Source organism: Streptomyces sp. NPDC087428 (assembly GCF_044744085.1).
GTDB lineage: Bacteria > Actinomycetota > Actinomycetes > Streptomycetales > Streptomycetaceae > Streptomyces.
Genome location: NZ_JBIUXR010000013.1, coordinates 215,773 through 242,388, shown reverse-complemented (window position 1 = coordinate 242,388; position 26,616 = coordinate 215,773). Strand labels below are relative to the sequence as shown.

The 26,616-nt window shown below is 69.1% G+C and carries 25 protein-coding genes and 1 pseudogene; 22 read left to right on the top strand and 4 right to left on the bottom strand.

Annotated elements, in window-relative coordinates:
• Positions 1–329 precede the first annotated feature (329 nt).
• Entirely contained in the window at positions 330–1,931 is a 1,602-nt protein-coding gene (locus ACIO3R_RS27860; RefSeq protein WP_385036556.1) for an ABC transporter substrate-binding protein, read from the top strand.
• A gap of 13 nt (positions 1,932–1,944) precedes the next feature.
• Here the strand turns inward: ACIO3R_RS27860 and ACIO3R_RS27855 are convergent, their stop codons facing one another.
• Positions 1,945–2,616, bottom strand: a complete 672-nt coding sequence (locus ACIO3R_RS27855; protein WP_363030406.1) for a response regulator transcription factor — start codon at positions 2,614–2,616, stop codon at positions 1,945–1,947.
• A 9-nt stretch (positions 2,617–2,625) separates the two neighbouring features.
• Positions 2,626–3,471, bottom strand: a complete 846-nt coding sequence (locus ACIO3R_RS27850; protein ID WP_385036568.1) for a RecB family exonuclease — start codon at positions 3,469–3,471, stop codon at positions 2,626–2,628.
• A gap of 171 nt (positions 3,472–3,642) precedes the next feature.
• Between ACIO3R_RS27850 and ACIO3R_RS27845 the strand changes: the two genes are divergently transcribed.
• The 3 genes from ACIO3R_RS27845 to ACIO3R_RS27835 all read left to right on the top strand — a co-directional run bounded on the left by ACIO3R_RS27845 (position 3,643) and on the right by ACIO3R_RS27835 (position 6,692).
• Positions 3,643–4,893 carry a site-2 protease family protein gene (locus tag ACIO3R_RS27845; protein ID WP_385036567.1) on the top strand — a complete coding sequence of 417 codons (1,251 nt, stop codon included), beginning with the start codon at positions 3,643–3,645 and terminating at the stop codon, positions 4,891–4,893.
• Positions 4,894–4,953: 60 nt separating this feature from the next.
• Entirely contained in the window at positions 4,954–5,859 is a 906-nt protein-coding gene (locus tag ACIO3R_RS27840) for a tRNA (adenine-N1)-methyltransferase (RefSeq protein ID WP_363030407.1), read from the top strand.
• Positions 5,860–6,101: 242 nt separating this feature from the next.
• Complete coding sequence (locus tag ACIO3R_RS27835) at positions 6,102–6,692, top strand: hypothetical protein (RefSeq protein WP_402109621.1); 591 nt, start codon at positions 6,102–6,104, stop codon at positions 6,690–6,692.
• A gap of 40 nt (positions 6,693–6,732) precedes the next feature.
• Here ACIO3R_RS27835 and ACIO3R_RS27830 read toward each other — a convergent pair whose 3' ends face one another.
• On the bottom strand, positions 6,733–7,044 hold the full coding sequence (locus ACIO3R_RS27830; RefSeq protein ID WP_363030408.1) for a ferredoxin: 312 nt from the start codon (positions 7,042–7,044) through the stop codon (positions 6,733–6,735).
• A gap of 241 nt (positions 7,045–7,285) precedes the next feature.
• Here ACIO3R_RS27830 and arc point away from each other — a divergent pair, with 241 nt between their 5' ends.
• From arc to prcA, 6 genes and pseudogenes are all read left to right on the top strand, one after another.
• The gene (gene arc, locus ACIO3R_RS27825) at positions 7,286–9,052 is read left to right on the top strand and encodes a proteasome ATPase (RefSeq protein ID WP_385041873.1); all 1,767 of its coding nucleotides are present in this window, start codon (positions 7,286–7,288) and stop codon (positions 9,050–9,052) included.
• 238 nt (positions 9,053–9,290) lie between these two features.
• Positions 9,291–10,802: a depupylase/deamidase Dop gene (dop, locus tag ACIO3R_RS27820; RefSeq protein WP_385033658.1), complete on the top strand. Its 1,512-nt coding sequence runs from the start codon at positions 9,291–9,293 to the stop codon at positions 10,800–10,802.
• A 120-nt stretch (positions 10,803–10,922) separates the two neighbouring features.
• A complete protein-coding gene (locus ACIO3R_RS27815) occupies positions 10,923–11,141 on the top strand; it encodes a ubiquitin-like protein Pup (protein WP_073737565.1) in 219 nt (72 codons plus the stop codon).
• A gap of 118 nt (positions 11,142–11,259) precedes the next feature.
• A pseudogene (locus tag ACIO3R_RS27810) lies at positions 11,260–11,454 on the top strand (endonuclease VII domain-containing protein); the annotation flags it as partial.
• Positions 11,406–12,251 (top strand): proteasome subunit beta, encoded by an 846-nt coding sequence (gene prcB / locus ACIO3R_RS27805; RefSeq protein ID WP_385033653.1) that lies wholly within the window; start codon positions 11,406–11,408, stop codon positions 12,249–12,251. The pseudogene ACIO3R_RS27810 and the gene prcB, both read left to right, overlap by 49 nt.
• 59 nt (positions 12,252–12,310) lie before the next feature.
• The gene (gene prcA / locus ACIO3R_RS27800; protein WP_385033650.1) at positions 12,311–13,198 is read left to right on the top strand and encodes a proteasome subunit alpha; all 888 of its coding nucleotides are present in this window, start codon (positions 12,311–12,313) and stop codon (positions 13,196–13,198) included.
• A gap of 56 nt (positions 13,199–13,254) precedes the next feature.
• Here prcA and ACIO3R_RS27795 read toward each other — a convergent pair whose 3' ends face one another.
• Positions 13,255–14,292: a LacI family DNA-binding transcriptional regulator gene (locus tag ACIO3R_RS27795; protein ID WP_402109557.1), complete on the bottom strand. Its 1,038-nt coding sequence runs from the start codon at positions 14,290–14,292 to the stop codon at positions 13,255–13,257.
• A gap of 133 nt (positions 14,293–14,425) precedes the next feature.
• Here ACIO3R_RS27795 and ACIO3R_RS27790 point away from each other — a divergent pair, with 133 nt between their 5' ends.
• From ACIO3R_RS27790 to ACIO3R_RS27735, 12 genes are all read left to right on the top strand, one after another.
• On the top strand, positions 14,426–15,685 hold the full coding sequence (locus tag ACIO3R_RS27790) for an MFS transporter (RefSeq protein ID WP_402109553.1): 1,260 nt from the start codon (positions 14,426–14,428) through the stop codon (positions 15,683–15,685).
• 9 nt (positions 15,686–15,694) lie between these two features.
• A complete protein-coding gene (gene pafA / locus ACIO3R_RS27785; RefSeq protein WP_356317448.1) occupies positions 15,695–17,056 on the top strand; it encodes a Pup--protein ligase in 1,362 nt (453 codons plus the stop codon).
• A gap of 151 nt (positions 17,057–17,207) precedes the next feature.
• Positions 17,208–18,164, top strand: a complete 957-nt coding sequence (locus ACIO3R_RS27780; protein WP_385345334.1) for an FKBP-type peptidyl-prolyl cis-trans isomerase — start codon at positions 17,208–17,210, stop codon at positions 18,162–18,164.
• 44 nt (positions 18,165–18,208) lie between these two features.
• Complete coding sequence (locus tag ACIO3R_RS27775; RefSeq protein ID WP_123468665.1) at positions 18,209–18,580, top strand: FKBP-type peptidyl-prolyl cis-trans isomerase; 372 nt, start codon at positions 18,209–18,211, stop codon at positions 18,578–18,580.
• 114 nt (positions 18,581–18,694) lie between these two features.
• The gene (locus tag ACIO3R_RS27770; RefSeq protein ID WP_385033636.1) at positions 18,695–19,648 is read left to right on the top strand and encodes a helix-turn-helix transcriptional regulator; all 954 of its coding nucleotides are present in this window, start codon (positions 18,695–18,697) and stop codon (positions 19,646–19,648) included.
• A gap of 13 nt (positions 19,649–19,661) precedes the next feature.
• Positions 19,662–20,618 (top strand): helix-turn-helix transcriptional regulator, encoded by a 957-nt coding sequence (locus ACIO3R_RS27765; RefSeq protein ID WP_385033633.1) that lies wholly within the window; start codon positions 19,662–19,664, stop codon positions 20,616–20,618.
• Positions 20,619–20,637: 19 nt separating this feature from the next.
• Entirely contained in the window at positions 20,638–20,916 is a 279-nt protein-coding gene (locus tag ACIO3R_RS27760) for a hypothetical protein (RefSeq protein ID WP_402109547.1), read from the top strand.
• Between the two features lie 107 nt (positions 20,917–21,023).
• Entirely contained in the window at positions 21,024–21,221 is a 198-nt protein-coding gene (locus tag ACIO3R_RS27755; protein ID WP_363074481.1) for a hypothetical protein, read from the top strand.
• Positions 21,222–21,449: 228 nt separating this feature from the next.
• Positions 21,450–21,743, top strand: coding sequence for a Sec-independent protein translocase subunit TatA (tatA, locus tag ACIO3R_RS27750; protein WP_385033676.1), 294 nt, complete (start codon positions 21,450–21,452; stop codon positions 21,741–21,743).
• A gap of 49 nt (positions 21,744–21,792) precedes the next feature.
• Positions 21,793–22,758: a twin-arginine translocase subunit TatC gene (gene tatC / locus ACIO3R_RS27745; RefSeq protein WP_385033626.1), complete on the top strand. Its 966-nt coding sequence runs from the start codon at positions 21,793–21,795 to the stop codon at positions 22,756–22,758.
• 18 nt (positions 22,759–22,776) lie between these two features.
• On the top strand, positions 22,777–23,685 hold the full coding sequence (locus ACIO3R_RS27740; protein WP_385033623.1) for a diacylglycerol kinase family protein: 909 nt from the start codon (positions 22,777–22,779) through the stop codon (positions 23,683–23,685).
• 44 nt (positions 23,686–23,729) lie between these two features.
• Entirely contained in the window at positions 23,730–26,564 is a 2,835-nt protein-coding gene (locus tag ACIO3R_RS27735; RefSeq protein ID WP_402109542.1) for a DEAD/DEAH box helicase, read from the top strand.
• Positions 26,565–26,616 lie beyond the last annotated feature (52 nt).

The following is a 26,616-nucleotide window of genomic DNA, read 5'->3' as shown; positions in this document are numbered from 1 at the left end:
GTCGGGACGTGCTTTTTCTGTCGCGCTTTCGTGTGTGCACATCGGGTCCATGTCAATACCCGAAAGCGTGCACCGGGAATCTTATTGCGTGACCTTCGTCACCCCTTTGATCGCCGACGCGATCGTGGGATTCGTCCGGCTGCCCCTTTTGGTGTGCCCATGTGTCCCGGTTCGTGAATCCCTGTACGAATCATTCCGGTATCCGGGAATCGGTTCGACACGCATTCCCGTCACCCTCCGAATACGTACCGGGCGGCACCGGTCCGGCATTGCCGACGGAGCCCACTAATGTCGTTTTCTCCATGACCGGATGAGGGAGAACGTCCACGATGAACCGCAAGACTCTGGTGCTGCCGGCCGTCGTGGGTCTGCTCGCGCCCGTACTCGCCGCCTGCGGCGCGTCGGACGGCGGGAGCGAGGGCGACGGCGCCGTCGTTGTCGGCACCACGGACCGGTTCGTCGGCTCGAAGGACGCCCCCGCACCGCTCGACCCCGCCATCGGGTACGAGGCGGGCGTCTGGAACGTACTGCGGCAGACCGTGCAGACGCTGACACACGTCCCGCGCGGCGGCGGCGAGCCGGTGCCCGAGGCGGCCGAGAGCTGCGCCTTCACGGACACGGAGAACGAGAGCTACCGCTGCAAGCTGCGCAGCGGCCTGCAATTCGCCGACGGCGGCGCGGTCACCGCAGAGGACGTCAAGTACTCCATCGACCGCGTCATCCGGATCAAGTCCACCAACGGGCCCGTCGCCCTGCTCGACAACATCGACACCATCGAGACCAAGGGCGACCGCGAGGTCGTATTCCACCTCAGGACCTCGGACGCGACCTTCCCCTACAAGCTCGCCACCCCGCCCGCCGGAATAGTCCAGCAGGAGAAATACCCGGCGACCGCCCCGCGCGACGGATTCCAGGTGGACGGCTCCGGTCCGTACACGATGAAGCCGGAAGTGAAGAACGATCAGGTCGTGAAAGTCGTCTTCACAAGGAATCCCCATTACAAGGGGGATCTCAAGGTGCTGAACGACAAGGTCGAACTGGATCTCTTCCCCGATGCCACCGCCATGGGCCGGGCACTCGAAGAGAAGAAGATCGACATGATGACGCGCACCATGTCGCCCGAGCAGTCGCAGAGGATGCTGGAGCACCCCCGGAACGGCATCAAGCTGACCGAGATGCCCGGCCTCGCCATCAGCTACCTCGGATTCGACACCAATGACCCCGCCGTGCGGAACAGGGCGGTCCGCCAGGCCATGGCCCAGATCATCGACCGCGGCCAGATCGCGAGCGAGGTGTACGGCACCACGGCCGAGCCCCTGTACTCGCTGATCCCGTCCAGCATCGCCGGGCACACCAACTCGTTCTTCAACAAGTACGGCGAGCCCAGCCGGGCCAAGGCCACCAAGATCCTCAAGGACGCCGGGATCCACACCCCGGTGAAGTTCACGCTGCACTACACGACCGACCACTACGGCGACGCCACCGCGACCGAGTTCAGGACACTGCGCAAGCAGCTCAACGACACCGGACTGTTCGACGTGACCGTCCAGGGCACCCCCTGGGCGAAGTACCGTGCGGCCGAACTGCGTGGTGAGTACGCCGTCTACGGCATGGGCTGGTTCCCCGACTTCCCGGACCCGGACAACTACACGGCGCCCTTCCTCGGCGGGAACAACTTCCTCAACTCGCCCTACAGGTCGGCCGTCGCCCAGGAGACGCTCATCCCGAAGTCCCGCCGCGAGGCCGACCGCAGCGTCGCCGCCAGGACCTTCGAGCAGCTCCAGGACATCGTCGCGCGGGACGTCCCGGTCCTCCCGGTCTGGCAGGGCAAGCAGTACGTCGCCTCCCGCGACGGCCTCACCGGCGTGGAGTGGGCGGTCAACTCCTCCGCCGACCTCCAGCTCTGGGAACTCGGCCGCGGCACGACCTGAGCCCGCGGCACGGTCACTGGGCGCCGGGGCGCACCAGGCCGCTCTCATACGCGTAGACGGCCGCCTGCACCCGGTCGCGCAGCCCCAGCTTCGTCAGGACATGCCCCACATGTGTCTTGACCGTCGTCTCGCTGACGAAGAGATCGGCGGCGATCTCCGCGTTCGACAGCCCGCGCGCCACCAGCTTCAGGACCTCCACCTCGCGGTCCGTCAGCGTGTTCAGCGTGTCCGGCACCGGCTCCTCGCCGGACGGCAGATGGTCCGCGTACTTGTCCAGCAGCCGGCGCGTGATACTCGGAGCGAGCATCGCCTCGCCGCCCGCGACCACCCGGATCGCCTGCACCAGCTCATTGGCCGGGGCGTCCTTCAGCAGGAAGCCGCTCGCACCGGCACGCAGCGCCTCCACCACGTACTCGTCGAGATCGAACGTGGTGAGCACCAGCACCTTCGCCGGACCGTCCCGGCCCGGACCCGTGATCTGACGCGTCGCCTCGACACCGTCCATCCGCGGCATCCGGATGTCCATCAGCACCACATCGGGCTGCAGCGCCCGCACCTGATCGAGAGCCTGGAGACCGTCACCGGCCTCACCCACCACCGCGAGATCACCCTCCGCCTCCAGAATCATCCGGAAGCCGGTGCGCAGCAACGGTTGGTCATCGACCAGCAGGACGCGGATTGCCACGGGATCTCCTCAAGGTCCTTCAAGGGCCACAGGCCGGCCGGCCTCAGCACGGACCGGGTCCATTCTGCCCTGGACATCCTGCGCCGCGTCCGCCGGGCGTACCGACAGCGGATAGACCGGGGGAGTCCCCCCGAATTCGGGACAGAGTGCCTGGTGGTCGCACCAGCCGCACAGCTTCGTCGGCCGCGGCCGCCACTCACCGGTCTCCGTGGCCAGCGAGATCGCCTCCCAGAGGGTCAGCAGCTTGCGCTCCACCCGCTCCAGATCCGCCACCACCGGGTCGTACGTCAGTACGTCCCCGCTGCCGAGATAGACCAGCTGGAGCCTGCGGGGCACCACACCCTTCAGCCGCCAGATGACCAGCGCGTAGAACTTCATCTGGAAGAGAGCGCCCTCCGCGTACTCCGGACGCGGCGCCTTCCCCGTCTTGTAGTCGACGATCCGGACATCGCCCGTCGGCGTCACGTCGATCCGGTCGATCACCCCGCGCAGCCGCAGCCCCGACTCCAGCTCCGTCTCGACGAACAGCTCCCGCTCGGCGGGCTCCAGCCGCGTCGGGTCCTCCAGCGAGAACCAGCGCTCCACGAGCCGCTCCGCCTCGGACAGCCAGCGCGAGAGCCGCTCACCCTCCGGGTCCTCGGCGAACAGCTCGGACAGCTCCGGCTTCGACTCCAGCAGCCGGTCCCACTGCGCCGGGATCAGCGCCGTGGCCCGGCCGGCCGTCCGCTCCGCCGCCGGGTTGTCGAAGAGCCGCTCCAGCACCGCATGGACCAGCGTCCCCCGGGTAGCTGCCTCACTGGGCTTCTGCGGCAGCTTGTCGATGACCCGGAAGCGGTACAGCAGGGGACACTGCATGAAGTCGCTCGCCCGCGACGGGGAAAGGGACGAGGGCGGCTGAGGCGGCCGCGGCACTGAGGTCATGACGAAGACCCTACGACCCGCCACTGACAACAACCGGCATACCATCGACCACAGACCCCCGAACACTGCATGATCGTGCCGGACGGCACCGACCGAAGGGACCTCGTGGACGAGAGCGGCAACAGCGGGCGGCCGCAGCCCGGCGCAGGGGGAACGGACCCCGGCACCGGCCCCGACAAGGGCAAACCGGGGCACCGCGAAGAGCCCGGAGGCGGCATCCTCATGGGCCGCCCCTTCGGAGTGCCCGTCTACGTCGCGCCGAGCTGGTTCCTCGTCGCAGCCCTGATCACCTGGGTCTTCGGCGGCCAGCTCGACCGGGTCCTGCCCGGCCTGGGCGCGGCACGCTACCTCGTCGCGCTCTTCTTCGCCATCGCCTTCTACGCCTCCGTGCTCGTCCACGAACTCGCGCACACGGTGGTCGCGCTCCACTACAAGCTCCCGGTACGCCGCATCCAGCTCCAGTTCTTCGGCGGCGTCTCCGAGATCGAGAAGGAATCCGAGACCCCCGGCCGCGAATTCGTCCTCGCCTTCGTCGGCCCCCTGCTCTCCCTCGTCCTGGCCGGCGTCTTCTACATCCCGCTGAACTTCGTCGAACGCGGCACCGTCCCCGGCGTGCTGCTCGGCGGGCTGATGATCTCCAACCTCATCGTCGCCGCCTTCAACCTGCTGCCCGGCCTCCCGCTCGACGGCGGCCGGATGCTCCGCGCCGTCGTCTGGAAGATCACCGGCCGCCCGATGAGCGGCACCGTCGCCGCGGCCTGGGTCGGCCGCGCCCTCGCCGTCATCACCCTCATCGGCCTTCCCCTCCTCACCCGGACCGGGTCGTTCGGGAACAACACCGACGACCTCAGCGGCATGGACACCGTCATCGACGCCCTGCTCGCCGCGGTCCTCGCCGCCATCATCTGGACCGGGGCCGGCAACAGCCTGCGCATGGCCCGGCTGCGCGAGCACCTCCCCGACCTGCGCGCCCGCGCCCTCACCCGGCGCGCCGTACCGGTCGAGGCGGCCACCCCGCTCTCCGAGGCGCTGCGCCGGGCCAACGAGGCGGGCGCCCGCGCCCTCGTCGTCGTCGACGGAAACGGCGACCCCAAGGCCGTCGTCCGCGAGGCCGCCATCGTCTCCGTCCCCGAACACCGCCGCCCCTGGGTCGCCGTCAGCGGCCTCGCCCAGGACCTCACCGACGGAATGAAGGTCCCCGCCGAACTGGCCGGAGAAGCCCTCCTGGACCGGCTCAAGGCCAGCCCCGCCACCGAGTACCTCGTCGTCGAGGACACCGGCGAGATCTACGGGGTGCTGTCCACGGCCGACGTGGAACGGGCGTTCGTCGCCGCCATGGCCCGGCCCGCCGCCTGAGCCCCGGGCCGCCTCCGGACAGGCGGTCGGAGCGCACGGAAACACCGGTACGCTGGTCACATGTCTGAACCGACCGGTGCCGCCCGCCGACGTGGGCCCTTCAAGGTCGGGGACCAGGTCCAGCTCACCGATCCCAAGGGACGCCACTACACCTTCACGCTCGAGGCCGGAAAGAACTTCCACACCCACAAGGGTTCTTTCTCGCACGACGAGCTGATCGGTGCTCCCGAGGGCAGTGTTGTCCGTACCACGGGGAACGTCGTCTATCTCGCGCTGCGCCCCCTGCTCCCCGACTACGTCCTGTCCATGCCCCGCGGCGCCGCCGTGGTCTACCCCAAGGACGCGGGGCAGATCCTGGCCTTCGGCGACATCTTCCCCGGCGCCCGTGTCGTGGAGGCCGGCGTCGGATCCGGCGCCCTCTCCACCTTCCTGCTCCGCGCCATCGGCGAGCAGGGCATGCTGCACTCCTACGAGCGCCGCCAGGACTTCGCCGACATCGCCCAGCAGAACGTCGAGCGCTACTTCGGCAGTCCGCACCCCGCCTGGGAGCTCACCGTCGGTGACCTCCAGGACAACCTGACGGACACTGACGTCGACCGTGTCGTCCTGGACATGCTCGCGCCCTGGGAGTGCCTGGACGCCGTCTCCAAGGCGCTCGTCCCGGGCGGCATCCTCTGCGCGTACGTGGCGACCACCACCCAGCTCTCCCGGACGGTCGAGTCCATCCGTGAGATCGGCTGCTTCGCGGAACCGCAGCCCTGGGAGTCGATGATCCGCAACTGGCACGTCGAGGGCCTCGCCGTCCGTCCGGACCACCGGATGATCGGCCACACCGGCTTCCTCGTCACCGCCCGCCGGCTGGCCGACGGGGTCCAGGCCCCGCCGCGCCGCCGCCGCCCCTCCAAGGGGGCCTACGGCGACGACTACGACGGTCCCGGCAGCCAGAGCGGCCCCGCCCGCGACTGACCCGCCGCAACGCACCGGCGCCGCCGCCGAGTTCCCGGACCGACCCGGGAACTCATCGGCGGCGCCTTTTCGTTGTGCCCGGTGCCGGCGCACCGGGCACACGATCCGTAACGACCCCACCGTTCCGCTGGTGTGTGAGGTGTGGCACGATGCTGGCCACCCCCCACCCGGCCGACGACGCCCTGCCGACGGCACTGCCCCTCGGGCATTCCGCACCAAAGGAACCACAGGAGACATCCCGCGTGCAGACCTCCGCGCTCCCGGACCTCGCGCACACCGACACCACGACGATGCACTGGCTCGCCACCGCGGCGGCCATGGCCGCCGTTGTCGCGGCAGCCGGCCTGCTCCAGCCCGGCACGGCCGCCTCGGCCTCCACCACGCCCCACCGCACCGCGGCGCAGCACGGCACGGCGACCGTCGCCCCGCCCGATCCGGACCGCGCGGTGTTCCCCCTGAAGTGCGACGGCACCGGCCACACGGTCGCCAAACAGGTCCCCGGCGACCTCGACGGCGACGGCCGTCCGGAAACCGTCGCGGTCGTCCACTGCACGGCCGGGCTCGGCACCCCGCCCAGCGGCGTCTACGTCCTCACACAGGGAAGCGGGGCCACACCGAGGATCGTCGCGACCCTGGTGGACCCCGCCCAGAAGATGAGCGTCGGTGACTTCACGGTGCGTGACGGCGTCGTCGCCGCCACGCTCCTCGGCTATTCCTCGTCCGACATCCCGTCCTGCTGCCCCGACCAGCAGGAGAAGGTCACCTGGCAGTGGCAGAACGGGGCCTTCGTACGGAGCAGCCAGTCCGACGACGCCACTGACGGCAGCGTCTGACCGGTCACCCCGCGCAGCCGCAGGCCCCCGGGCCCCGCGGTCAGGCGGCCTCGGGTCCGAAGACCTCGACCCTGTCCGAAACGCGTCGTACATGAATGCAGTCGCCCGGACACTCCTTGGCCGAGTCGACGACGTCCTGGAGAAGCGGCAGCGGCACCGGGGTGGTCGCCCCCTTGTCCTGCAGCAGCTCGTCCCCGTCGCTCTTCACATAGGCGAGCCCGTCGATGTCCAGCTCGAAGACCTCGGGCGCGTACTGCACACAGATGCCGTCCCCCGTGCAGAGGTCCTGGTCGATCCAGACCTCCAGGTCCTGCGTCTCGCTACCGGTGGGAGCGTCCTGCTGCGCGGTCATTTCGCCTGCCGTTTCCTGCGTATCCGAACCAAAAAAAGCCAGCCCTGACGGGTGTTGAACACTTCGACGATACAACCGGCCGCTTTCCGATGTTGAAGGGTGGGTATTCCCCTGACACGAGGGAGAGCGCAAGGGTGAAGATCGGACACACCCCACAGTCTTTGTGATCTAGGGGTTTCAATCATCACCCACCCAGGTAGGGTCAGGAAGCGTCCAGCTCCCCTTGGAGGAGGTGAGGACCGTGGCAGCCCACGACGACGACATCAACCGCGGCATCCGGCCCGCGCGGGGGTCAGATGACCCAGCCGGCCAGGTCGCCTATCTCGAGCAGGAAATCGCCGTCCTGCGACGTAAGCTCGCCGACTCTCCGCGCCATACGAGGATTCTCGAAGAGCGGATCGTCGAGTTCCAGACCAATCTCGCGGGCGTGTCCGCTCAGAACGAGCGGCTCGCCGGCACACTCCGCGAGGCCCGCGACCAGATCGTGGCCCTCAAGGAAGAGGTCGACCGGCTGGCACAGCCACCGGCCGGTTTCGGTGTGTTCCTGCAAAGCAACGAGGACGGCACCTGCGACATCTTCACCGGGGGCCGCAAGCTCCGGGTGAACGTCAGTCCCAGCGTCGAGCTCGACGGCCTCAGGCGCGGCCAGGAAGTCATGCTCAACGAAGCGCTCAACGTGGTCGAGGCCATGGAATTCGAGCGGGCCGGGGACATCGTCACCCTCAAGGAGATCCTTGAGGACGGCGAACGCGCCCTGGTGGTCGGGCACACCGACGAGGAACGGGTGGTGCGGCTCGCCGAGCCCTTGCTGGACATCACCATCCGCCCCGGCGACGCCCTGCTGCTCGAACCCAGGTCCGGCTACGTCTACGAAGTCGTGCCCAAGAGCGAGGTCGAAGAGCTCGTCCTCGAAGAAGTCCCGGACATCGACTACGACAAGATCGGCGGTCTGGGCGACCAGATCGAGCTGATCCGCGACGCGGTCGAGCTCCCCTACCTCCACCCAGACCTCTTCAAGGAGCACGAGCTGCGGCCGCCGAAGGGCATCCTGCTCTACGGCCCGCCCGGCTGCGGCAAGACACTCATCGCCAAAGCCGTCGCCAACTCCCTCGCGAAGAAGGTCGCCGAGGTCACCGGCCAGCCCACCGGCAAGAGCTACTTCCTCAACATCAAGGGCCCCGAACTCCTCAACAAGTACGTCGGTGAGACCGAGCGCCACATCCGCCTGGTCTTCCAGCGTGCCCGCGAGAAGGCGAGTGAGGGCACCCCCGTCATCGTCTTCTTCGACGAGATGGAGTCCCTCTTCCGTACCCGGGGATCCGGCGTCAGCTCGGACGTGGAGAACACCATCGTCCCCCAGCTGCTCGCCGAGATCGACGGCGTCGAGGGCCTGGAGAACGTCATCGTCATCGGCGCCTCCAACCGCGAGGACATGATCGACCCCGCGATCCTGCGGCCGGGCCGACTCGATGTGAAGATCAAGATCGAGCGACCGGACGCGGAGGCCGCGAAGGACATCTTCGCGAAGTACCTCACGCCTTCACTGCCCCTGCACGCGGACGACCTCGCCGAGCACACCGGCTCCAGGGAAGCCGCCGCGCACGCCATGATTCAGTCGGTCGTCGAGCGGATGTACACCGAGTCCGAGGAGAACCGCTTCCTCGAGGTCACGTACGCCAACGGCGACAAGGAAGTCCTGTACTTCAAGGACTTCAACTCCGGCGCGATGATCCAGAACATCGTCGACCGGGCCAAGAAGATGGCCATCAAGGCCTTCCTCGACCAGGGCCAGAAGGGCCTTCGCGTCTCCCATCTCCTCCAGGCCTGTGTGGACGAGTTCAAGGAGAACGAGGACCTGCCGAACACCACCAACCCGGACGACTGGGCCAGGATCTCCGGCAAGAAGGGTGAGCGGATCGTCTTCATCCGCACACTCGTCACCGGAAAGCAGGGCGCGGACACCGGGCGCTCCATCGACACGGTGGCGAACACCGGGCAGTACCTGTAGAGCGCGGACCGGCTGCGGATGCCCGGCCGGGCATCCGCAGCCGGTTGCTTTCCGGACAGCTCCGACGACACCGCAGCAATGACGTAATTGATCTCCCCACCAGCACAGAGGCGCTCTAGGCTCTTGCGTACCGCCCGGTCGCGCAGTGCGGGTACGGGTAACCCGCGCACGCACCGGACAAGCAGCGGTACTTGAGCGCCGCTCCCGCAAGGGAGCGCCGCCGGGCAAGGAGGGCCGCATGACCGTACGGCGAGTAATGGGCATCGAGACCGAGTACGGGATCTCCGTGCCCGGTCACCCCAACGCCAATGCCATGCTCACCTCGTCCCAGATCGTCAACGCCTACGCGGCGGCGATGCACCGGGCGCGCCGCGCCCGCTGGGATTTCGAGGAGGAGAACCCGCTGCGCGACGCGCGAGGCTTCGACCTCGCCCGCGAGACCGCCGACTCCAGCCAGCTCACGGACGAGGACATCGGCCTGGCCAATGTCATCCTCACCAACGGGGCACGGCTCTACGTCGACCACGCACACCCCGAGTACAGCTCCCCGGAGATCACCAACCCCAGGGACGCGGTCCTCTGGGACAAGGCCGGCGAGCGCATCATGGCCGAGGCCGCCGAACGCGCGGCCCAGCTGCCGGGCGCCCAGCCGATCCACCTCTACAAGAACAACACCGACAACAAGGGCGCCTCGTACGGGACGCACGAGAACTATCTGATGAAACGGGAGACCCCGTTCTCGGACATCGTGCGCCATCTGACCCCGTTCTTCGTCTCGCGCCAGGTCGTCACCGGGGCGGGACGGGTGGGAATCGGCCAGGACGGCCACGAGCACGGCTTCCAGCTCAGCCAGCGCGCCGACTACTTCGAGGTCGAGGTCGGCCTGGAGACCACGCTCAAGCGCCCGATCATCAACACCCGCGACGAGCCCCACTCGGACGCCGAGAAGTACCGCCGGCTGCATGTGATCATCGGCGACGCGAATCTCTCGGAGATCTCCACCTATCTCAAGCTGGGCACCACCTCGCTGGTCCTCTCCATGATCGAGGACGGCTTCATCAACGTCGACCTGGCCGTCGACCAGCCGGTGCGCACACTGCACCAGGTCTCCCACGACCCGGACCTCCAGCAGCTGGTCACTCTGCGCAGCGGGCGGACACTCACCGCTGTGCAGCTCCAGATGGAGTACTTCGAGCTCGGCCGCAAGTACGTCGAGGAGCGGTACGGGGCGGACGCCGACGAGCAGACCAAGGACATCCTGATCCGCTGGGAGGACACGCTCAACCGGCTGGAGAACGATCCGATGAGCCTGTCGGGTGAGCTGGACTGGGTCGCCAAGCGGGAGCTCATGGAGGGCTACCGCCGCCGGGACAACCTCGACTGGGACGCGGCCCGCCTGCACCTGGTGGACCTCCAGTACGCCGACGTACGGGCCGACAAGGGCCTCTACAACCGTCTGGCGGCCCGTGGCAGGATCAAGCGCCTGCTGGACGAGAACGAGGTCGAGCAGGCCCGTACAGCGCCTCCGGAGGACACCAGGGCCTATTTCCGCGGCCGCTGCCTGGAGCAGTACGCGGACGACGTCGCAGCGGCCTCCTGGGATTCGGTCATCTTCGATCTTCCGGGTCACGACTCGTTGCAGCGGGTACCCACCATGGAGCCGCTCCGGGGCACCCGTGAGCACGTCAAGGATCTCCTGGACCGCTGTCGTACCGCGGAAGAGCTGGTCCGGGTGCTGTCGGGCGGCTGAAAGGGCCGCAGGCTGGGAATCATTCCGATGACCTCCGGACGTTGAGACAAGTACCGGGCCAATGTCGGACCCCGTAGGTAGGGTCTGATCAAGTGCTTCGAACCGAGCGGGGTGAGCTATATGGCGACCAAGGACACCGGCGGCGGACAGCAGAAGGCGACGCGCTCCACCGAGGGAACCGAGGAGCAGGCGCAGGACGCGCAGGCTTCCGACGACCTCCAGGAGCGACAGGAGAAGCTGAGCGACGACGTCGACGACGTTCTCGACGAGATCGACGATGTCCTCGAGGCCAATGCCGAGGACTTCGTTCGATCATTTGTTCAAAAGGGTGGCGAGTAGGACGCCGTGCCCGACGTGAGCCGCTCGAAGAGCTGATCACGTAGCCACGTTCCCCACCACGGGGCGCCTCTGCCGACAGCAGGGCATCCCCGTGGTGGGTGGCGGGCGCATGGGTTCAGCTGCTCCCGCCGTACATGTGGATCACTGCCACGAGACGGGTAGGGTCCGAGTCGTACTGTGCTTCAACTGCAATTCGGCCATCGGCAAGTTGGGAGATGATCCTGACACCTTGCGCAGGGCCATCGCTTACCTGGAGGGAAACGCGTGGAAGCCAACACTCGTAGCACCGGGCGTCTACCGGCTGCCTTCCTGACGCCCGGGTCCTCTTCCTTCATGGACTTCCTGACCGACCAGTCGCCCGGGATGCTTCCGGGCAACCGGCAGTTGCCGCCCATGAAGGGGGCCATCGAGGCTCCGCACGGGACCACCATCGTCGCGGCGTCGTTCCCCGGCGGCGTGGTCCTGGCCGGTGACCGGCGGGCGACCATGGGCAGCATGATCGCGCAGCGCGACATCCAGAAGGTCTTCCCGGCCGACGAGTACTCGGCCGTGGGTATCGCGGGTACCGCCGGACTGGCCGTGGAGATGGTCAAGCTGTTCCAGCTGGAGCTGGAGCACTTCGAGAAGGTCGAGGGCGCCCAGCTCTCCCTGGAGGGCAAGGCTAACCGGCTCTCCACGATGATCCGGAGCAATCTGGCGATGGCCATGCAGGGCCTCGCCGTGGTGCCGGTCTTCGCCGGCTACGACGTCGACCGCGAGCGCGGCCGGATCTTCTCCTACGACGTCACCGGGGGCCGTTCCGAGGAGCAGGGGTACGCGTCCACGGGCTCCGGCTCGATCTTCGCCCGCGGCTCCATGAAGAAGCTCTGGCGCGAGGACCTGACGGAGGAACAGACGCTCACCCTGGTCGTGCAGGCGCTGTACGACGCGGCGGACGACGACTCGGCGACCGGCGGACCGGACGTGGCCCGGCGCATCTATCCGATCATCACCGTCATCACCGACGAGGGTTTCCGGCAGCTGACCGAGACGGAATCCGCCGACATCGCCCGCTCGGTTCTGGAACGAAGGATGGAACAGCCCGACGGACCGCGCGCCGAGCTGCTCTGACCCCTCGTTCCCAGGCCTCTTCGATGCTCTTGTCACTGACAGAAAGGGACGGATAGCCGGTGTCGACGCCGTTCTATGTCTCACCTCAGCAGGCCATGGCCGACCGGGCGGAATACGCCCGGAAGGGCATCGCCCGTGGTCGCAGCCTGGTTGTGCTGCAGTACACCGACGGCATTGTGTTCGTCGGCGAGAACCCGTCCCGTGCGCTGCACAAGTTCAGCGAGATCTATGACCGGATCGGTTTCGCCGCCGCCGGTAAGTACAACGAGTACGAGAATCTCCGCATCGGCGGTGTGCGTTATGCCGATCTGCGCGGATACACCTATGACCGTGACGATGTGACGGCCCGTGGACTGGCGAATGTCTACGCGCAGACTCTCGGCACCATCTTCTCCAGTGCGGCCGAGAAGCCGTACGAGGTCGAGCTGGTCGTCGCCGAGGTGGGCGCTGCGGCGGACGGTGACCAGATCTACCGGCTGCCGCACGACGGCTCGATCGTGGACGAGCACGGCTCGGTCGCCGTCGGTGGCAACGCGGAACAGATCAGTACCTTCCTGGACCAGCGGCACCGGGACGGGATGTCGCTCGCCGAGGCGCTGAAGCTGGCGGTGCAGGCGCTGTCACGCGATCCCAACGGCAGCGAGCGGGAGATCCCCGCAGACCGGCTCGAGGTCGCGGTCCTGGACCGTACGAGGCCGCAGCAGCGCAAGTTCAAGCGGATCGTCGGCCGGCAGCTGGCCCGGCTGCTGGAGGCGGACGGCGCCGGCTCCACGCCGACGGACGCCCCCTCTGACACGGAGGACGGCGACGACACCGCCGCCGCGACGACGGACACCGCCAAGCCGAGCGGCAAGTCGAGCGGGAAGAAGACCGCCACCGGCTCCAAGGACTCCACCGGCTCCAAGGACTCCACCGATTCCACCGATTCCGGTGGGGACGTGGAGTAGCCCGTTCCGCTGGGTGCCTCTGCCCCGGTCCGCCTCCCCGGCGGGCCGGGGCTCTGTCATGAGTGCCGGTCCGCGGGCGGGGGAGCGGAGGAGCCGCGGACCACCAGGTGCACCGGCAGGCTGCCGGTCCCGGCCGTGCGGCCCTCCAGAACGGCCAGCAGGGCGCTCATGCCGCGTTCGCCGACCTGCTCGGCCGGCAGCCGCACGGTGGTGAGCTCCGGCTCCACGGCCGTGGCCAGGGCCAGATCGTCGAAGCCGGTGACGGAGAGGTCGTCGGGTACCCGCAGTCCGAGCCGGCGAGCGGCCTTGCAGGCGCCCGCGGCCAGGATGTCGTCGTCGCAGACGATGGCGGTGGGGCGGGGCCCCGGGAGCGCCAGCGCGCGTTCCGCGGCCTCGCGGCCGGCCCGTACGTCCAGCGCCGCCGGCACGGTGCGCACGTCGGTGCCGGGCACGCCGCGCAGCGCCTCGTGGACGGCTCCGGCGCGGACCGTGAACGTCCAGGTGTCGACGGCCGAGGCGAGATGGACGAAGCGGCGGTGGCCGAGAGCGAGCAGATGCTCCGTCACCTGGCGCATCCCGTCGGCGACATCGAGGTTGACCCGGGCCGCCGGACCCGGGGCCGAGGGATCGCTGTCGAGCATGACCAGGGGCAGACCCGCCCCGTGCAGGGCGCCCAGCGCGTCGGCGGCCATCGAGGAGGCGATCACCCCGTCGAGCGCGGCGCGGGCCGAGGCGAAGGGGTCCCTGGCCGGGCCGGTGCCGTCGGGCGAGGGGTAGAGGACGACTCCGAAGCCGTGTTCGGCGGCGACCGCGGCGGCCCCGGTGTACACCCGGGCGAAGAACTCGTTGGTGAGGGCCGGGACGACGAGCAGAGCGGTCCTGGTGCGGCCCAGGCGGAGATTGCGGGCGGCGAGATTCGGCCGGTAGCCGATGCCGCGGGCGGCCTCCCGCACGCGGTCCGCGGTGGCCTCGGAGACCCTGCCCCGCCACTTGTCACCGAGGACCAGGGAGACCGTGGCCTGGGAGACACCTGCGGCCCGTGCCACGTCACGGCTGGTGGGCCGGGACGGGGCGGGTTGTGCTGGGCTGGTCACTCGGGCCTCCGGGCCGGTCGGGGCAGGCACCGTGGGGTGGACCTGCGGACTGGCCACATGGTACGTATGAACCCGGAAGTTATACGTAAAACCTCGGGTGGCCGGAAGGGCGTCCCAGAGAGAGGGGCGGGACATGGCCGCGGGATATCTGGACATCCTCCGGGCGCGGCACGCCGTCCGGCTGCTGACGGGCACCCTCGTGGGGCGGCTGCCGAACGGCACCGCCCCCATCGCGATCGTGCTGTTCACCCGTGCGGAGGGCGGCGGCTACGCCCTCGCGGGCGCGCTCGCCGCGGTGTACGGGCTGGGCACGGCGGTCGGACAGCCGCTGCTGGGCCGCGCCGTGGACCTGTACGGCCAGCCGCGCGTGCAGCTGCCCGCCGCCGTCCTGTCGGCCCTCGGCATGACCCTGCTCGCCGTGGCGGGCTTCGGTTCGCTGCCGCTCGCCTACGGGGCCGTGGCCCTCGCGGGGGTGGCCACCCCGCCCCTGGAGGGCGGGCTGCGGGCCCTGTGGCCCAGCGTCCTGGGCAGCGAGGACCGGGTGCACCGGGCGTACGCCATGGACGCGGTCGCGCAGGAGGTCATGTTCACGGTGGGGCCGCTGCTGGTGACCCTGCTGGTTTCCCTCTGGTCGCCCGCCGCCGCGCTGCTCGTCATCAACGCGATCGGGGTCCTGGGGGCGCTCTCCGTCGTGCTGTCGGAGCCGTCCAGGACCTGGCGTTCCGCGCCGCGCGAGGCGCACTGGCTGGGCGCGCTCCGCTCGCCGGGGCTGCTGGCGCTGCTCGGCTCGTTCTTCTTCGTCGGACTGGCGCTGGGCTCCATCACCGTGGCGGGCGTCGCGTACGCCGACGACCACGGCCGGGACTCCGTCTACGGCTGGCTGATGGCGGCGCTGGGGCTCGGCGCGCTGATCGGCGGCGCGGTGTACGGGGCGCGGCAGTGGTCGGGGCCGCCCGAGCGCCGGCTTCGGGTGATCGTGGCGCTGCTCGCGCTCGGCTATCTGCCGCTGACGCTGACCCCCGGCGTGGTGGCGATGACCGTGCTGGCCGGCGTCGCCGGGGTGTTCCTGGCCCCCGCGATCGCCTGCTCGTTCATCGTCGTGGACCGACACGCCCCGCGGGGCACGGTGACGGAGGCGTTCTCCTGGCTCGTGACGACGTTCGGGGTGGGCGCGGCGGCCGGGACGGCCGTGGCGGGCCCGGCCGTGGAACTGGGCGGGACGGCGTGGAGCTTCGCCGTCGCGGGGGCCGGTGGAGTGGCCGCGCTGCTGGTTCTGCTGGCCACCGGAAGGGTCCTCGCAGCTCCCGGGCATAGTGCCGTTGCGGTGCGAGGATCGGAAAATGATCGAAACGGTGCCGTCGAACCCGGTTTCAGCTCGGGCCATCAGGCGTAATGTTCAGTCATGGACCGCCGCATTTTCGGGCTGGAGAACGAGTACGGCGTCACGTGCACGTTCAGGGGACAGCGCCGACTGTCTCCTGATGAAGTGGCGCGCTACCTCTTCCGCCGTGTTGTGTCATGGGGCCGCAGCAGCAATGTCTTTCTGCGGAACGGCGCCCGCCTCTACCTCGACGTGGGATCGCATCCGGAATATGCAACCCCCGAATGCGACAATCTGACCGAGCTGGTCACTCACGACAAGGCCGGCGAGCGCATTCTCGAAGGCTTGCTCGTCGACGCCGAACGCCGTCTGCACGAGGAGGGAATCGCGGGCGACGTCTATCTCTTCAAGAACAACACCGACTCGGCTGGAAACTCCTACGGATGTCATGAGAACTACCTCGTGGCCCGGCACGGAGAATTCTCCCGGCTCGCGGACATCCTCATTCCCTTCCTCGTCACGAGGCAGCTGATCTGCGGGGCCGGCAAGGTGCTGCAGACCCCGCGGGGCGCCGTCTACTGCGTCAGCCAGCGTGCCGAGCACATCTGGGAGGGTGTCAGTTCCGCGACGACACGCTCCCGTCCGATCATCAACACCCGGGACGAACCCCACGCGGACGCGGAGCGGTACCGCCGCCTCCACGTCATCGTCGGCGACTCCAACATGTCCGAGACGACCATGCTGCTCAAGGTCGGCGCGACCGACCTGGTGCTCCGCATGATCGAGGCGGGCACGGTGATGCGGGACCTGACCCTGGAGAACCCCATCCGGGCGATCCGCGAGGTCAGTCACGACACCACCGGGCAGCGCAAGGTGCGCCTCGCCAGTGGCCGCGAGGCATCCGCCATCGAGGTGCAGCGCGAGTACTACGAGAAGGCCGTGGACTTCGTCGACCGCCGCGGCATCCGCACGGGCAACGTCGAGAAGGTCCTCGAACTGTGGGGCCGTACGCTCGACGCGATCGAGGCCGAGGACCTCGACCGGATCGGTACCGAGATCGACTGGGTCATGAAGTACAAGCTCATCGAGCGCTACCGGGCCAAGCACAACATGACCATGTCGAATCCTCGGGTCGCCCAGATAGACCTCGCCTACCACGACATCCACCGCCGCCGCGGCCTGTACTACCTGCTGGAGCGCAAGGGGCAGGCGGCCCGCATCTGCAACGACCTGAAGATCTTCGAGGGCAAGTCGGTGCCCCCGCAGACCACCAGGGCGAGGCTGCGCGGCGACTTCATCCGGCGGGCCCAGGAGCAGCGGCGGGACTTCACCGTCGACTGGGTCCACCTCAAGCTCAACGACCAGGCGCAGCGCACGGTGTTGTGCAAGGACCCGTTCCGTTCCGTGGACGACCGGGTGGAGAAGCTCATCGCGGGTATGTGAGCCAGCGCGGGAAAGTGCCTCGGCTCCCGGGGGCCTGTCGACAGGCCCCGGCGCGACTCGGGCCCCGTACGTTCCTCGTACGGGGCCCTGCGCACGCCCTAGAGTGTCGGGGACCGCGTAACAAATGTGTCGTCTGAGATCTGAGGAACCAGTGCGCCGACTTGCCGGCCTTGTAGTCGTCCCCCTGCTGCTGCTGTCAGCTGCCTGCGGCAGCGACGACAAGGCCTCCGACTCCGCTTCCGCCTCCGCGTCCGCCCCCTCCAAGGACGGATTCCCCGCCATCACCGCGGGCGCGAAGTTCGGCGAGAAGCCCACCCTGGCCAAGGGCACGGGAACGCCGCCCAAGAAGCTGGAGACCAACGTTGTCAGTGAGGGTGACGGCGCGAAGCTCAAGAACGGCGACGCGATCCAGGTCAACTACCTCGGACAGGCGTGGGACTCCACCAAGCCGTTCGACAACAGCTTCGACCGCAAGCAGCCGTTCGACCTGACGCTCGGCGCCGGCATGGTCATCCAGGGCTGGGACAAGGGCCTCGTGGGCCAGAAGGTCGGCAGCAGGGTCGAGCTGGTCATCCCGCCGGACCTCGGTTACGGCGCGCAGGGCCAGGGCGACATCAAGCCGAACGCCACCCTCGTCTTCGTCGTCGACATCCTGAAGGCGAAGCAGATCCCGGCGTCCGCCAAGGGCAGCGAGGTCGCCCAGGACAACGTCGACCTGCCGAAGGTGGGCACCAACACCGACGGCAAGGCGCCGACCGTCAAGATCCCCAGCAAGGCCACCCCGCCCAAGAAGCTGGTCTCCAACTACGTCCTGGAGTCCAAGGGCGAGGTCGTCAAGGAGACCGACAGCGTCGTCGTGAACTACGTGGGCCTGCTGTGGAAGGACGGCAAAACGTTCGACAGCACCTACGCGACGGGCAAGACGCAGACCTTCCCGCTGGCCCAGGTCACCCTCAAGGGACTCAAGAACGGCCTGATCGGGAAGAAGATCGGCAGCCGTGTGCTGCTCGTCGTCCCGCCGGACCAGGCCTTCGGCAGCAAGGCGCAGCAGTCCATCCCGGCGAACTCGACGCTCGTCTTCGCCGTGGACATCCTGGCGAAGATGTAAGACTGTCCCGGTTGCCCAGTTCATCATTTAGAGGAGCAAAGTCAGTGAGCATCGAGAAGCCCGAGATCGACTTCCCGGGTGGCGAGCCGCCGGCCGACCTGGAGATCAAGGAAATCTGGGAGGGCGACGGCGCGGTCGCCCAGGCCGGCCAGACCGTCTCCGTCCACTACGTGGGCGTGGCCTTCTCCACCGGTGAGGAGTTCGACGCCTCCTGGAACCGCGGTACGCCGCTCAAGTTCCAGCTCGGCGCCGGACAGGTCATCGCGGGCTGGGACAAGGGCGTGCAGGGCATGAAGGTCGGCGGCCGTCGCCAGCTGACCATCCCCTCGCACCTCGCGTACGGTGACCGCGGCGCCGGCGGTGCCATCGCCCCCGGTGAGACGCTGATCTTCGTCTGCGACCTGGTCGCTGTCTGATCCCGCGCCTGTGCGATGCGAGGGCCCGTGCCGCGAGGCACGGGCCCTCGCTTTCTTCCGGGACCCCCGGAGCGGTACGGTCGACGGTCGTAGAGCAAAACAGAAAGGGCGTCGATGGCGATTGCCAAGGCCGAGCGGCTGATGAACCTGGCGCTGTGTCTGCTGGGGACCCGGCGCCCGCTCAGCAAGCGCGAACTGCGCGGTTCCATCGAGGCCTACCTGGAGGCGGGCTCCGACGACGCCTTCAACCGGATGTTCGAGCGCGACAAGGACGATCTGCGCGAGCTCGGTCTGGTCATCGAGACCGTGGAGAACCTGGACGGCGACACCGGCTATCTCGCGCGCCGCGACAGCAACCGGCTGCCCCCGATCACGCTGGACGCCGAGGAGGCCGCCGCACTCGGACTGGCCGCCAAGGTCTGGCAGCAGGCCCGGCTGGCCGGCGCGGCCAGCGGCGCCCTGCAGAAGCTGCGGGCGGCGGGGATGCCGGAGGCCGAGGACGCGTACGAGGTGCACAGCGCCCTCGAACCGCGTATCCCCGTCCACGAGGCCGCGTTCGAACCGCTGATGCTGGCCTGCCGGGACCGCCGGCCGGTGACCTTCGACTACCGCAAGGCCAATGCCGCCCGCCCCGAGCAGCGCCAGGTCGAGCCGTGGACGCTGGAGTGCTGGCGCGGGCACTGGTACCTGGCCGGCTGGGACCGGGAGCGGGGCGCCGAGCGGGTGTTCCGGCTCTCCAGGATCGCCGGCAAGGTGCGCTCCAGGGCCGGTGCGTTCACCGCGGAGGTGCCCGACGTCGTCACCGTCCGCGAGACCGTCGAGAGCTGGGCGGGAGAGACGGCGACCCGTACCGCGCTGATCAGGCTGAAGGCCGACTCCGGCTACCCCCTGCGGGCCCGCGCCACCTCGGTGCGGGAACTCGGCAACGGGTGGGAGGAGTTGGAGATTCCGTACGGACACGGTCTGGACGCCTGGCTCGTCGAGTTCGGCCCGGACGTCGTCGTACAGGAACCTGCGGATCTGCGGGCCGATGTGGTGGACCGGCTGCGCGCCGTGGCCAAGGACTGAGGGGACCGTATTCATGGCCACGAACGCCATCGACCAGACCCGCCGGATGCTCTCCCTGGTGACCTACCTGCGTGAGCGCCCCGGCGCTCACGTCCAGGACGTCGCGCGGGCCTTCGGGATCACCGAGGACGAGCTCATCTCGGACCTCGACGTCCTGCCCATGTGCGGGACCAGCTTCCGCGGCGGCGATCTGCTGGACATCGACACCGACGGCGACCGGATCTGGTGGCACAACCCGGACGATGTGGCGGAGCCGCTCCGGCTCGCCGCCGACGAGGCGACGGCCCTGCTGGTCGCCGCCCGCGCCGTCGCCACGCTGCCCGGACTGCGGGAGAGCGACCGGCAGGCGCTGCTGCGCGCCACCGCCAAGCTGGAGGCCGCGGCCGGTGAGGTGGGGGCGGCCAGCTCCCGGCTCTCGGTCACCTTCGAGTCCGAGGGCGGCGTCTTCGCCGATGTGGACCGGGCGATCTCCGAGCGGCGCCGGCTCTGGCTGCGCTACTACTCGCCCGCCCGCGACGAGCTCACCGAGCGCGAGGTGGACCCGATCCGGCTCTTCGCCGTCGGGCACACCTATATGGAGGCCTGGTGCCGGTCCTCCGAGGACCGGCGTACGTTCCGCCTCGACCGGGTCGCCGAGATCCGGCTCCTCGACGAGCCGGCCGCGCCGCCCGAGCTGGAGCTGCGGGACCTGTCGGAGGGGCTCGTCCAGCCCGCCGCCGAGGACCCGGAGGTCGTGGTCGAGGTCGGTCCCGGCGGGCGCTGGGTCGCCGAGTACTACCCGCACGACAGCGCCGACGAGCTGCCCGACGGCGGTCTGCGGATCACCCTGCGGACCCCCGACCCGGCCTCGCTGCGCCGCCTCGCGCTCCGGCTCGGCCGGGAGGGGCGTATCGTCTCGCCGCCGGAGCTGGCACAGAGCGCGCGGAAGGCTGCCCGAGCGGCACTCACCGCCTACGACGGCCCGGCCTGAGGGGACGGGCGCAGGAGATATGAGCAACCTGTCTGTGGTGTCGGACGTCTCTTCCGTCCCGACCGTCGTCGTTCCCGAGTCCGTACGGTTCAGGGCCGCCTGCCCGGACTGCCGCGCACGGTTCGAGCTGGCGGCGGGCGCCATCCGGCTCGCGATCGGTGCCACCAGCCGGACGACGTTCTACTCCTTCACCTGCCCCGACTGCGACGTCGCGGTCCGCAGACCCGCGGGGGAGCGGATAATCGAGCTCCTCACCGACGGCGGCGTCCGGACGCTGCGCCTGCACACCGGCCGCTAGACAGACCGCACCCCCCTTCACAGGACACCGGCCGCCGGAACATCGGACGATGAGGACCCGGAACATCGGACGGTTACCCGGACACGAGAAACATCGAGGCTCTGCACATGTTCTGGCCCATGCTCGCCATCGCCCTGGGGTTCCTCGGAATCGCCGTCCTGGGCGTGCTGGCCATCAAGGTCTTCATCGAGGCCCAGCGGCTCGGTCACCAGGTGACGCGCACCACCGAGCGCATCAACCGGGCCGCGGAGGATCTGGAGCACGCGGCCACGGATCTCGCCGCCACGGGAGAAACCCTGAGGTAGGCGGCCTGCCCGATCCGGGCGGGCGCGGCCTCCTGTTTCTCAGTCCCGGGGGGTACGCTGCTGGTGGCGGCCCAGGCAGGGAGGTGCTGGCCGCTATCCAATGTATGCACGGGCATTGCCTCGCGTTTACTCCAGCGGGTTACGATCGCTCCCAGCTAATTGGTCGGATGCGTGTCCGGCCCAAGGGCAGCGAGCCCACCTCCAGCCGCCTCAGCGAGAAGGAAGCACATCATGGGCAATCTGAAGCCTCTAGAGATCGTTCTGATCATCGCTGTCGTTCTGCTGTTGTTCGGTGCCAAGAAGCTTCCTGACATGGCCCGTTCGCTGGGCAAGTCGGCCCGCATCCTCAAGAGCGAGGCCAAGGCGATGCGGAAGGACGACGAGCCGGCGGCGACGCCCACGACAGAGGCGCCCGCAGACCAGGCGGCCCAGCCCGCCGCCGCGCGCACCATTCAGGCCGCGCCCGGTGATGTCACGAGCTCCCGCCCGGTGAATGAAGCGAAGCCCACCACCCAGAGCTGACGGCTGACGGTTCCTCCGGCAAGCTGCCGCACGAGACGAGGGAAGTGGGTTGCTCAAGTCTGCCCGCAAGCAGGAGAAGGACGGCGAGGGGCGGATGCCTCTCGCTGATCACCTGCGTGAGTTGCGTAACCGACTGCTGATCGCGGTCCTGGCGGTCATCGTCATCACGTCGGTCACAGCCTTTTTCTACAAGGAACTGATCGACTTCCTGATCCATCCGATCCTCGGATCGGTTGGCTGCAGCAACGGCGGGCCCAAGCAGATCAACGGCCGGCCGTGCGCGGAGATGACAGTGAACGGCCTGGTCGGTCCGTTCTCCATCGCGCTCAAGGTCTCCCTCATGGCGGGCGTGGTGTTCTCCACTCCGGTCTGGCTCTACCAGCTCTGGGCGTTCCTGGCCCCGGGTCTGCACAAGCACGAGAAGAAGTACGCGCTCAGCTTCGTCGGCGTGGGCGTGCCGCTCTTCCTCGTGGGCGCGGCCCTCGCCTACTTCCTGATGCCGCAGACCGCCGCGGTTCTGCTCGACTTCACTCCGGACAACACGACGAACCTGCTGCCCGTCGACGACTACCTCAACATCGTCACGCGCATGGTGATCGTGTTCGGCATCGCCTTCGAGCTGCCACTCCTGCTCGTCCTGCTGAACTTCACCGGAGTGCTCACGGCCAAGCGGCTCGCGTCCTGGTGGCGCGCCATGGTCATGGGCATCACGATCTTCGCCGCGGTCGCCACGCCCACGGGCGACCCGCTGACGATGATCACGCTGGCGGCGCCCATCGTGCTGCTCTACTTCCTCGCACTCGGCATCTGCGTGGTCAACGACCGGCGAAGGCGACGGAACAACCCCGACGCCGAGCTGGACGACGACGAGGCGTCCGAGCTGGACCTCACCCCCGATGACATCGGCGACATGGAAAACGTGTCGGCGTCGCGGCCCTCCCTGCCGGAACAGGCGGACGGGGAACGGGACGGCGGACGATCGCCGCGGTCGAACGGTTACGACGACATCACCTGACCTTGTAAGGTCCCCCGGGTGACCAGCGAGATCACTCTCTTCGTCAATCCCACCGCAGGACGCGGCCGGGGCGCGCACGCCGCGCAGCCGGCCGCTTCCGCGTTGCGGGACGCCGGATTCTCCGTCCGTACGGTCCTCGGTGAGGACGCCGACGACGCGCTGCGCCGGGCGCGCGAGGCCGTGGCCGGGGGGACCGGCGCGCTCATCGCCGTCGGCGGGGACGGGATGATGTCCCTCGCCCTCCAGGCCGTCGCCGGGACGCGGACGCCGCTCGGCGTCGTGGCCGTGGGCACCGGGAACGACTTCGCCCGCGCGCTCGGGCTGCCGATACGGGATCCGGCCGCGGCCGGCCGGCTGGCCGCCGAGGCGCTCAAGGGGAGCGCCGTCCGCGAGATCGACCTCGGTCTGGTCGGCGACCGCTGGTTCGGGTCCGTGCTCGCCTCCGGCTTCGACTCCCGGGTCAACGACCGCGGCAACCGGATGCGCTGGGTCGGCGGCCGGTTCAAGTACGACCTGGCGATCCTCGCCGAACTCGCCGCTTTCCGGCCCATCGCCTACCGCATGAGCCTCGACGGCGGCCCGGCCCGGGAGATCGAGGCGACGCTCATAGCCGTCGGCAACGGATCGACGTACGGCGGCGGCATGCGGATCTGCGCGGACGCCGTCATGGACGACGGGCTGTTCGACGTGACCGTCGTCGGCGACTGCAGCCGCACCACCCTGCTCAAGGTGTTCCCCAAGGTCTACAGGGGCACCCATCTCGGGCACCCCGTCGTCACCGTGCACCGGGTCTCCTCGATCGCGCTCGAAGCCGTCGGTGTCACCGCGTACGCGGACGGTGAACCCCTCGGCGCGCTGCCGCTGACCGCCACCTGCGTACGGGGCGCCGTCAGGGTGCTCGGGGCGGGTTCTGCCGCGGTGAATTAAAGATCGCGTCACTGTCAGAGGCGGCGGGTAGGCTCGTGGACAAGATGACAGAGGACCTCTCACCAGCTGAGCGATACCAGGCTTCCCGGATCCGAGCCGCCGAGCAGGCGACCGCGCTCGGGCCGTTCCGCGAGATGTACGCATTCGATCTGGACCCCTATCAGATCGAGGCCTGCGAGGCGCTGGAGGCCGGCAAGGGCGTGCTCGTCGCGGCCCCCACCGGCTCGGGCAAGACGATCGTCGGCGAGTTCGCCGTGCACCTCGCCCTGGAGCAGGGCCGCAAGTGCTTCTACACCACACCGATCAAGGCCCTCTCCAACCAGAAGTTCGCCGACCTGGCCAAGCGCTACGGCGCGGACAAGGTGGGCCTGCTCACCGGCGACAACAGTGTCAACGCCGATGCCCCGGTGGTCGTCATGACCACCGAGGTCCTGCGGAACATGCTGTACGCGGGCTCCCAGGCGCTGGTCGGCCTCGGCTATGTGGTGATGGACGAGGTGCACTACCTCTCCGACCGCTTCCGGGGCGCGGTGTGGGAGGAAGTGATCATCCACCTGCCCGAATCCGTGACACTGGTGTCACTGTCGGCGACCGTGTCCAACGCCGAGGAGTTCGGCGACTGGCTGGACACCGTCCGCGGCGACACCGCCGTGATCGTCTCCGAGCACCGGCCGGTGCCGCTCTGGCAGCACGTGCTGGCCGGCCGCCGGATGTACGACCTCTTCGAGGAGGAGAGCGACCACGGCGGCCGCGGTGTCGGACGCCGTGAGGTCAACCCCGACCTCGTCCGGCTCGCCCGCATGGAGAACCAGCGCGGGTACAACCCGCGCGAGCGCCGGCGCGGAAAGATGGTGCGCGAGGCGGACCGCGAGCGCGAGCGGCGCCAGCGGAGCCGGATCTGGACGCCGTCGAGGCCCGAGGTCATCGACCGGCTGGACGCCGAGGGTCTGCTGCCCGCCATCACGTTCATCTTCAGCAGGGCCGGCTGCGAGGCCTCCGTGCAGCAGTGCCTGCACGCCGGACTCCGGCTCAACGACGAGGACAAGCGCCGGCTGGTGCGGGAGATCGTCGAGGAGCGCACGGCGTCCATCCCCACCGAGGACCTCCACGTCCTCGGCTACTACGAATGGCTCGAAGGCCTGGAGCGGGGCATCGCCGCGCACCACGCCGGGATGCTGCCGACCTTCAAGGAGGTCGTCGAGGAGCTCTTCGTCCGAGGCCTCGTGAAGGCGGTCTTCGCGACGGAGACGCTGGCCCTCGGCATCAACATGCCCGCCCGCTCCGTGGTCCTGGAGAAGCTCGTCAAGTGGAACGGCGAGCAGCACGCCGACATCACCCCCGGCGAGTACACCCAGCTGACCGGCCGGGCCGGGCGGCGCGGGATCGACGTCGAGGGCCACGCCGTGGTGCTCTGGCAGCGCGGCATGGACCCGGGCGCGCTGGCCGGACTCGCGGGTACGCGTACGTATCCGCTGCGCTCCAGCTTCCGCCCCTCCTACAACATGGCCGTGAACCTGGTGCAGCAGTTCGGCAAGCACCGTTCGCGGGAGCTGCTGGAGACCTCGTTCGCACAGTTCCAGGCGGACCGGTCGGTGGTCGGGATCTCCCGCCAGGTCCAGAAGAACGAGGAGGGCCTGGAGGGCTACAAGGAGGGAATGACCTGCCACCTCGGTGACTTCGAGGAGTACGCGCGGCTGCGCCGCGACCTCAAGGACCGGGAGACGGAGCTCGCCAAGCACGGCGCTTCGCAGCGGCGGGCCGCGGCGGCGGCGTCCCTGGAGAAGCTCAAGCCCGGCGATGTCATCCATGTGCCGACCGGGAAGTTCGCCGGACTGGCGCTCGTCCTGGACCCCGGGCTGCCCGCCGGGCGGACCAACGGGCACGGACACCGCGGGCTCGAATACCACGACGGGCCGCGGCCGTTGGTGCTGACGGCCGAACGGCAGGTCAAGCGGCTGGCCTCGATCGACTTCCCGGTGCCGGTGGAGGCACTGGAGCGGATGCGCGTCCCGAAGTCGTTCAACCCGCGCTCGCCGCAGTCGCGCCGCGATCTGGCGTCCGCGCTGCGCACCAAGGCCGGCCACATCGTGCCTGACCGGCACCGCAAGGAGCGGTCCGTCGCCGCCGACGACCGCGAGATCGCCCGCTACCGGGCCGAGTTGCGCGCCCACCCCTGCCACGGGTGCGACGAGCGCGAGGACCACGCGCGGTGGGCCGAGCGCTACCACAGACTGCAGCGGGACACCCAGCAGCTGGAGCGCCGCATCGAGGGGCGCACCAACACGATCGCCCGGACCTTCGACCGGATCGTGGCCCTGCTCACCGAGCTCGACTATCTGCGGGGCAGCGAGGTCACCGAGCACGGGCGCCGGCTGGCCCGGCTGTACGGCGAGCTGGACCTGCTCGCGAGCGAGTGCCTGCGGGCGGGAGTGTGGGAGGGGCTGAATCCCGCCGAACTCGCCGCGTGCGTCTCGGCGCTGGTGTACGAGGCACGGCAGTCCGATGACGCGGTGGCGCCCAAGCTGCCGTCCGGACCGGCGAAGACCGCCATGGGCGAGATGGTCCGGATCTGGGGGCGGCTCGACGCCCTGGAGGAGGACTTCAAGATCAATCAGGCGGAGGGGGTCGGACAGCGCGAACCCGACCTCGGCTTCGCCTGGGCGGTGTACATGTGGGCCTCCGGCCGGACGCTGGACGAGGTGCTGCGCGAGGCGGAGATGCCCGCGGGGGACTTCGTGCGGTGGTGCAAGCAGGTGATCGACGTGCTGGGGCAGGTGGCGGCCGCTGCTCCGCGTGAGGGCAGTTCGGTGGGGCGGAGCGCGCGCAAGGCGGTTGATGAGGTGCTGCGGGGAGTGGTGGCGTACAGCTCTGTGGGCTGAGGCGGGGCGGCGGAGGGGCTGAACTACGTGGTGGCGCCGGAGTCGTGGGCGC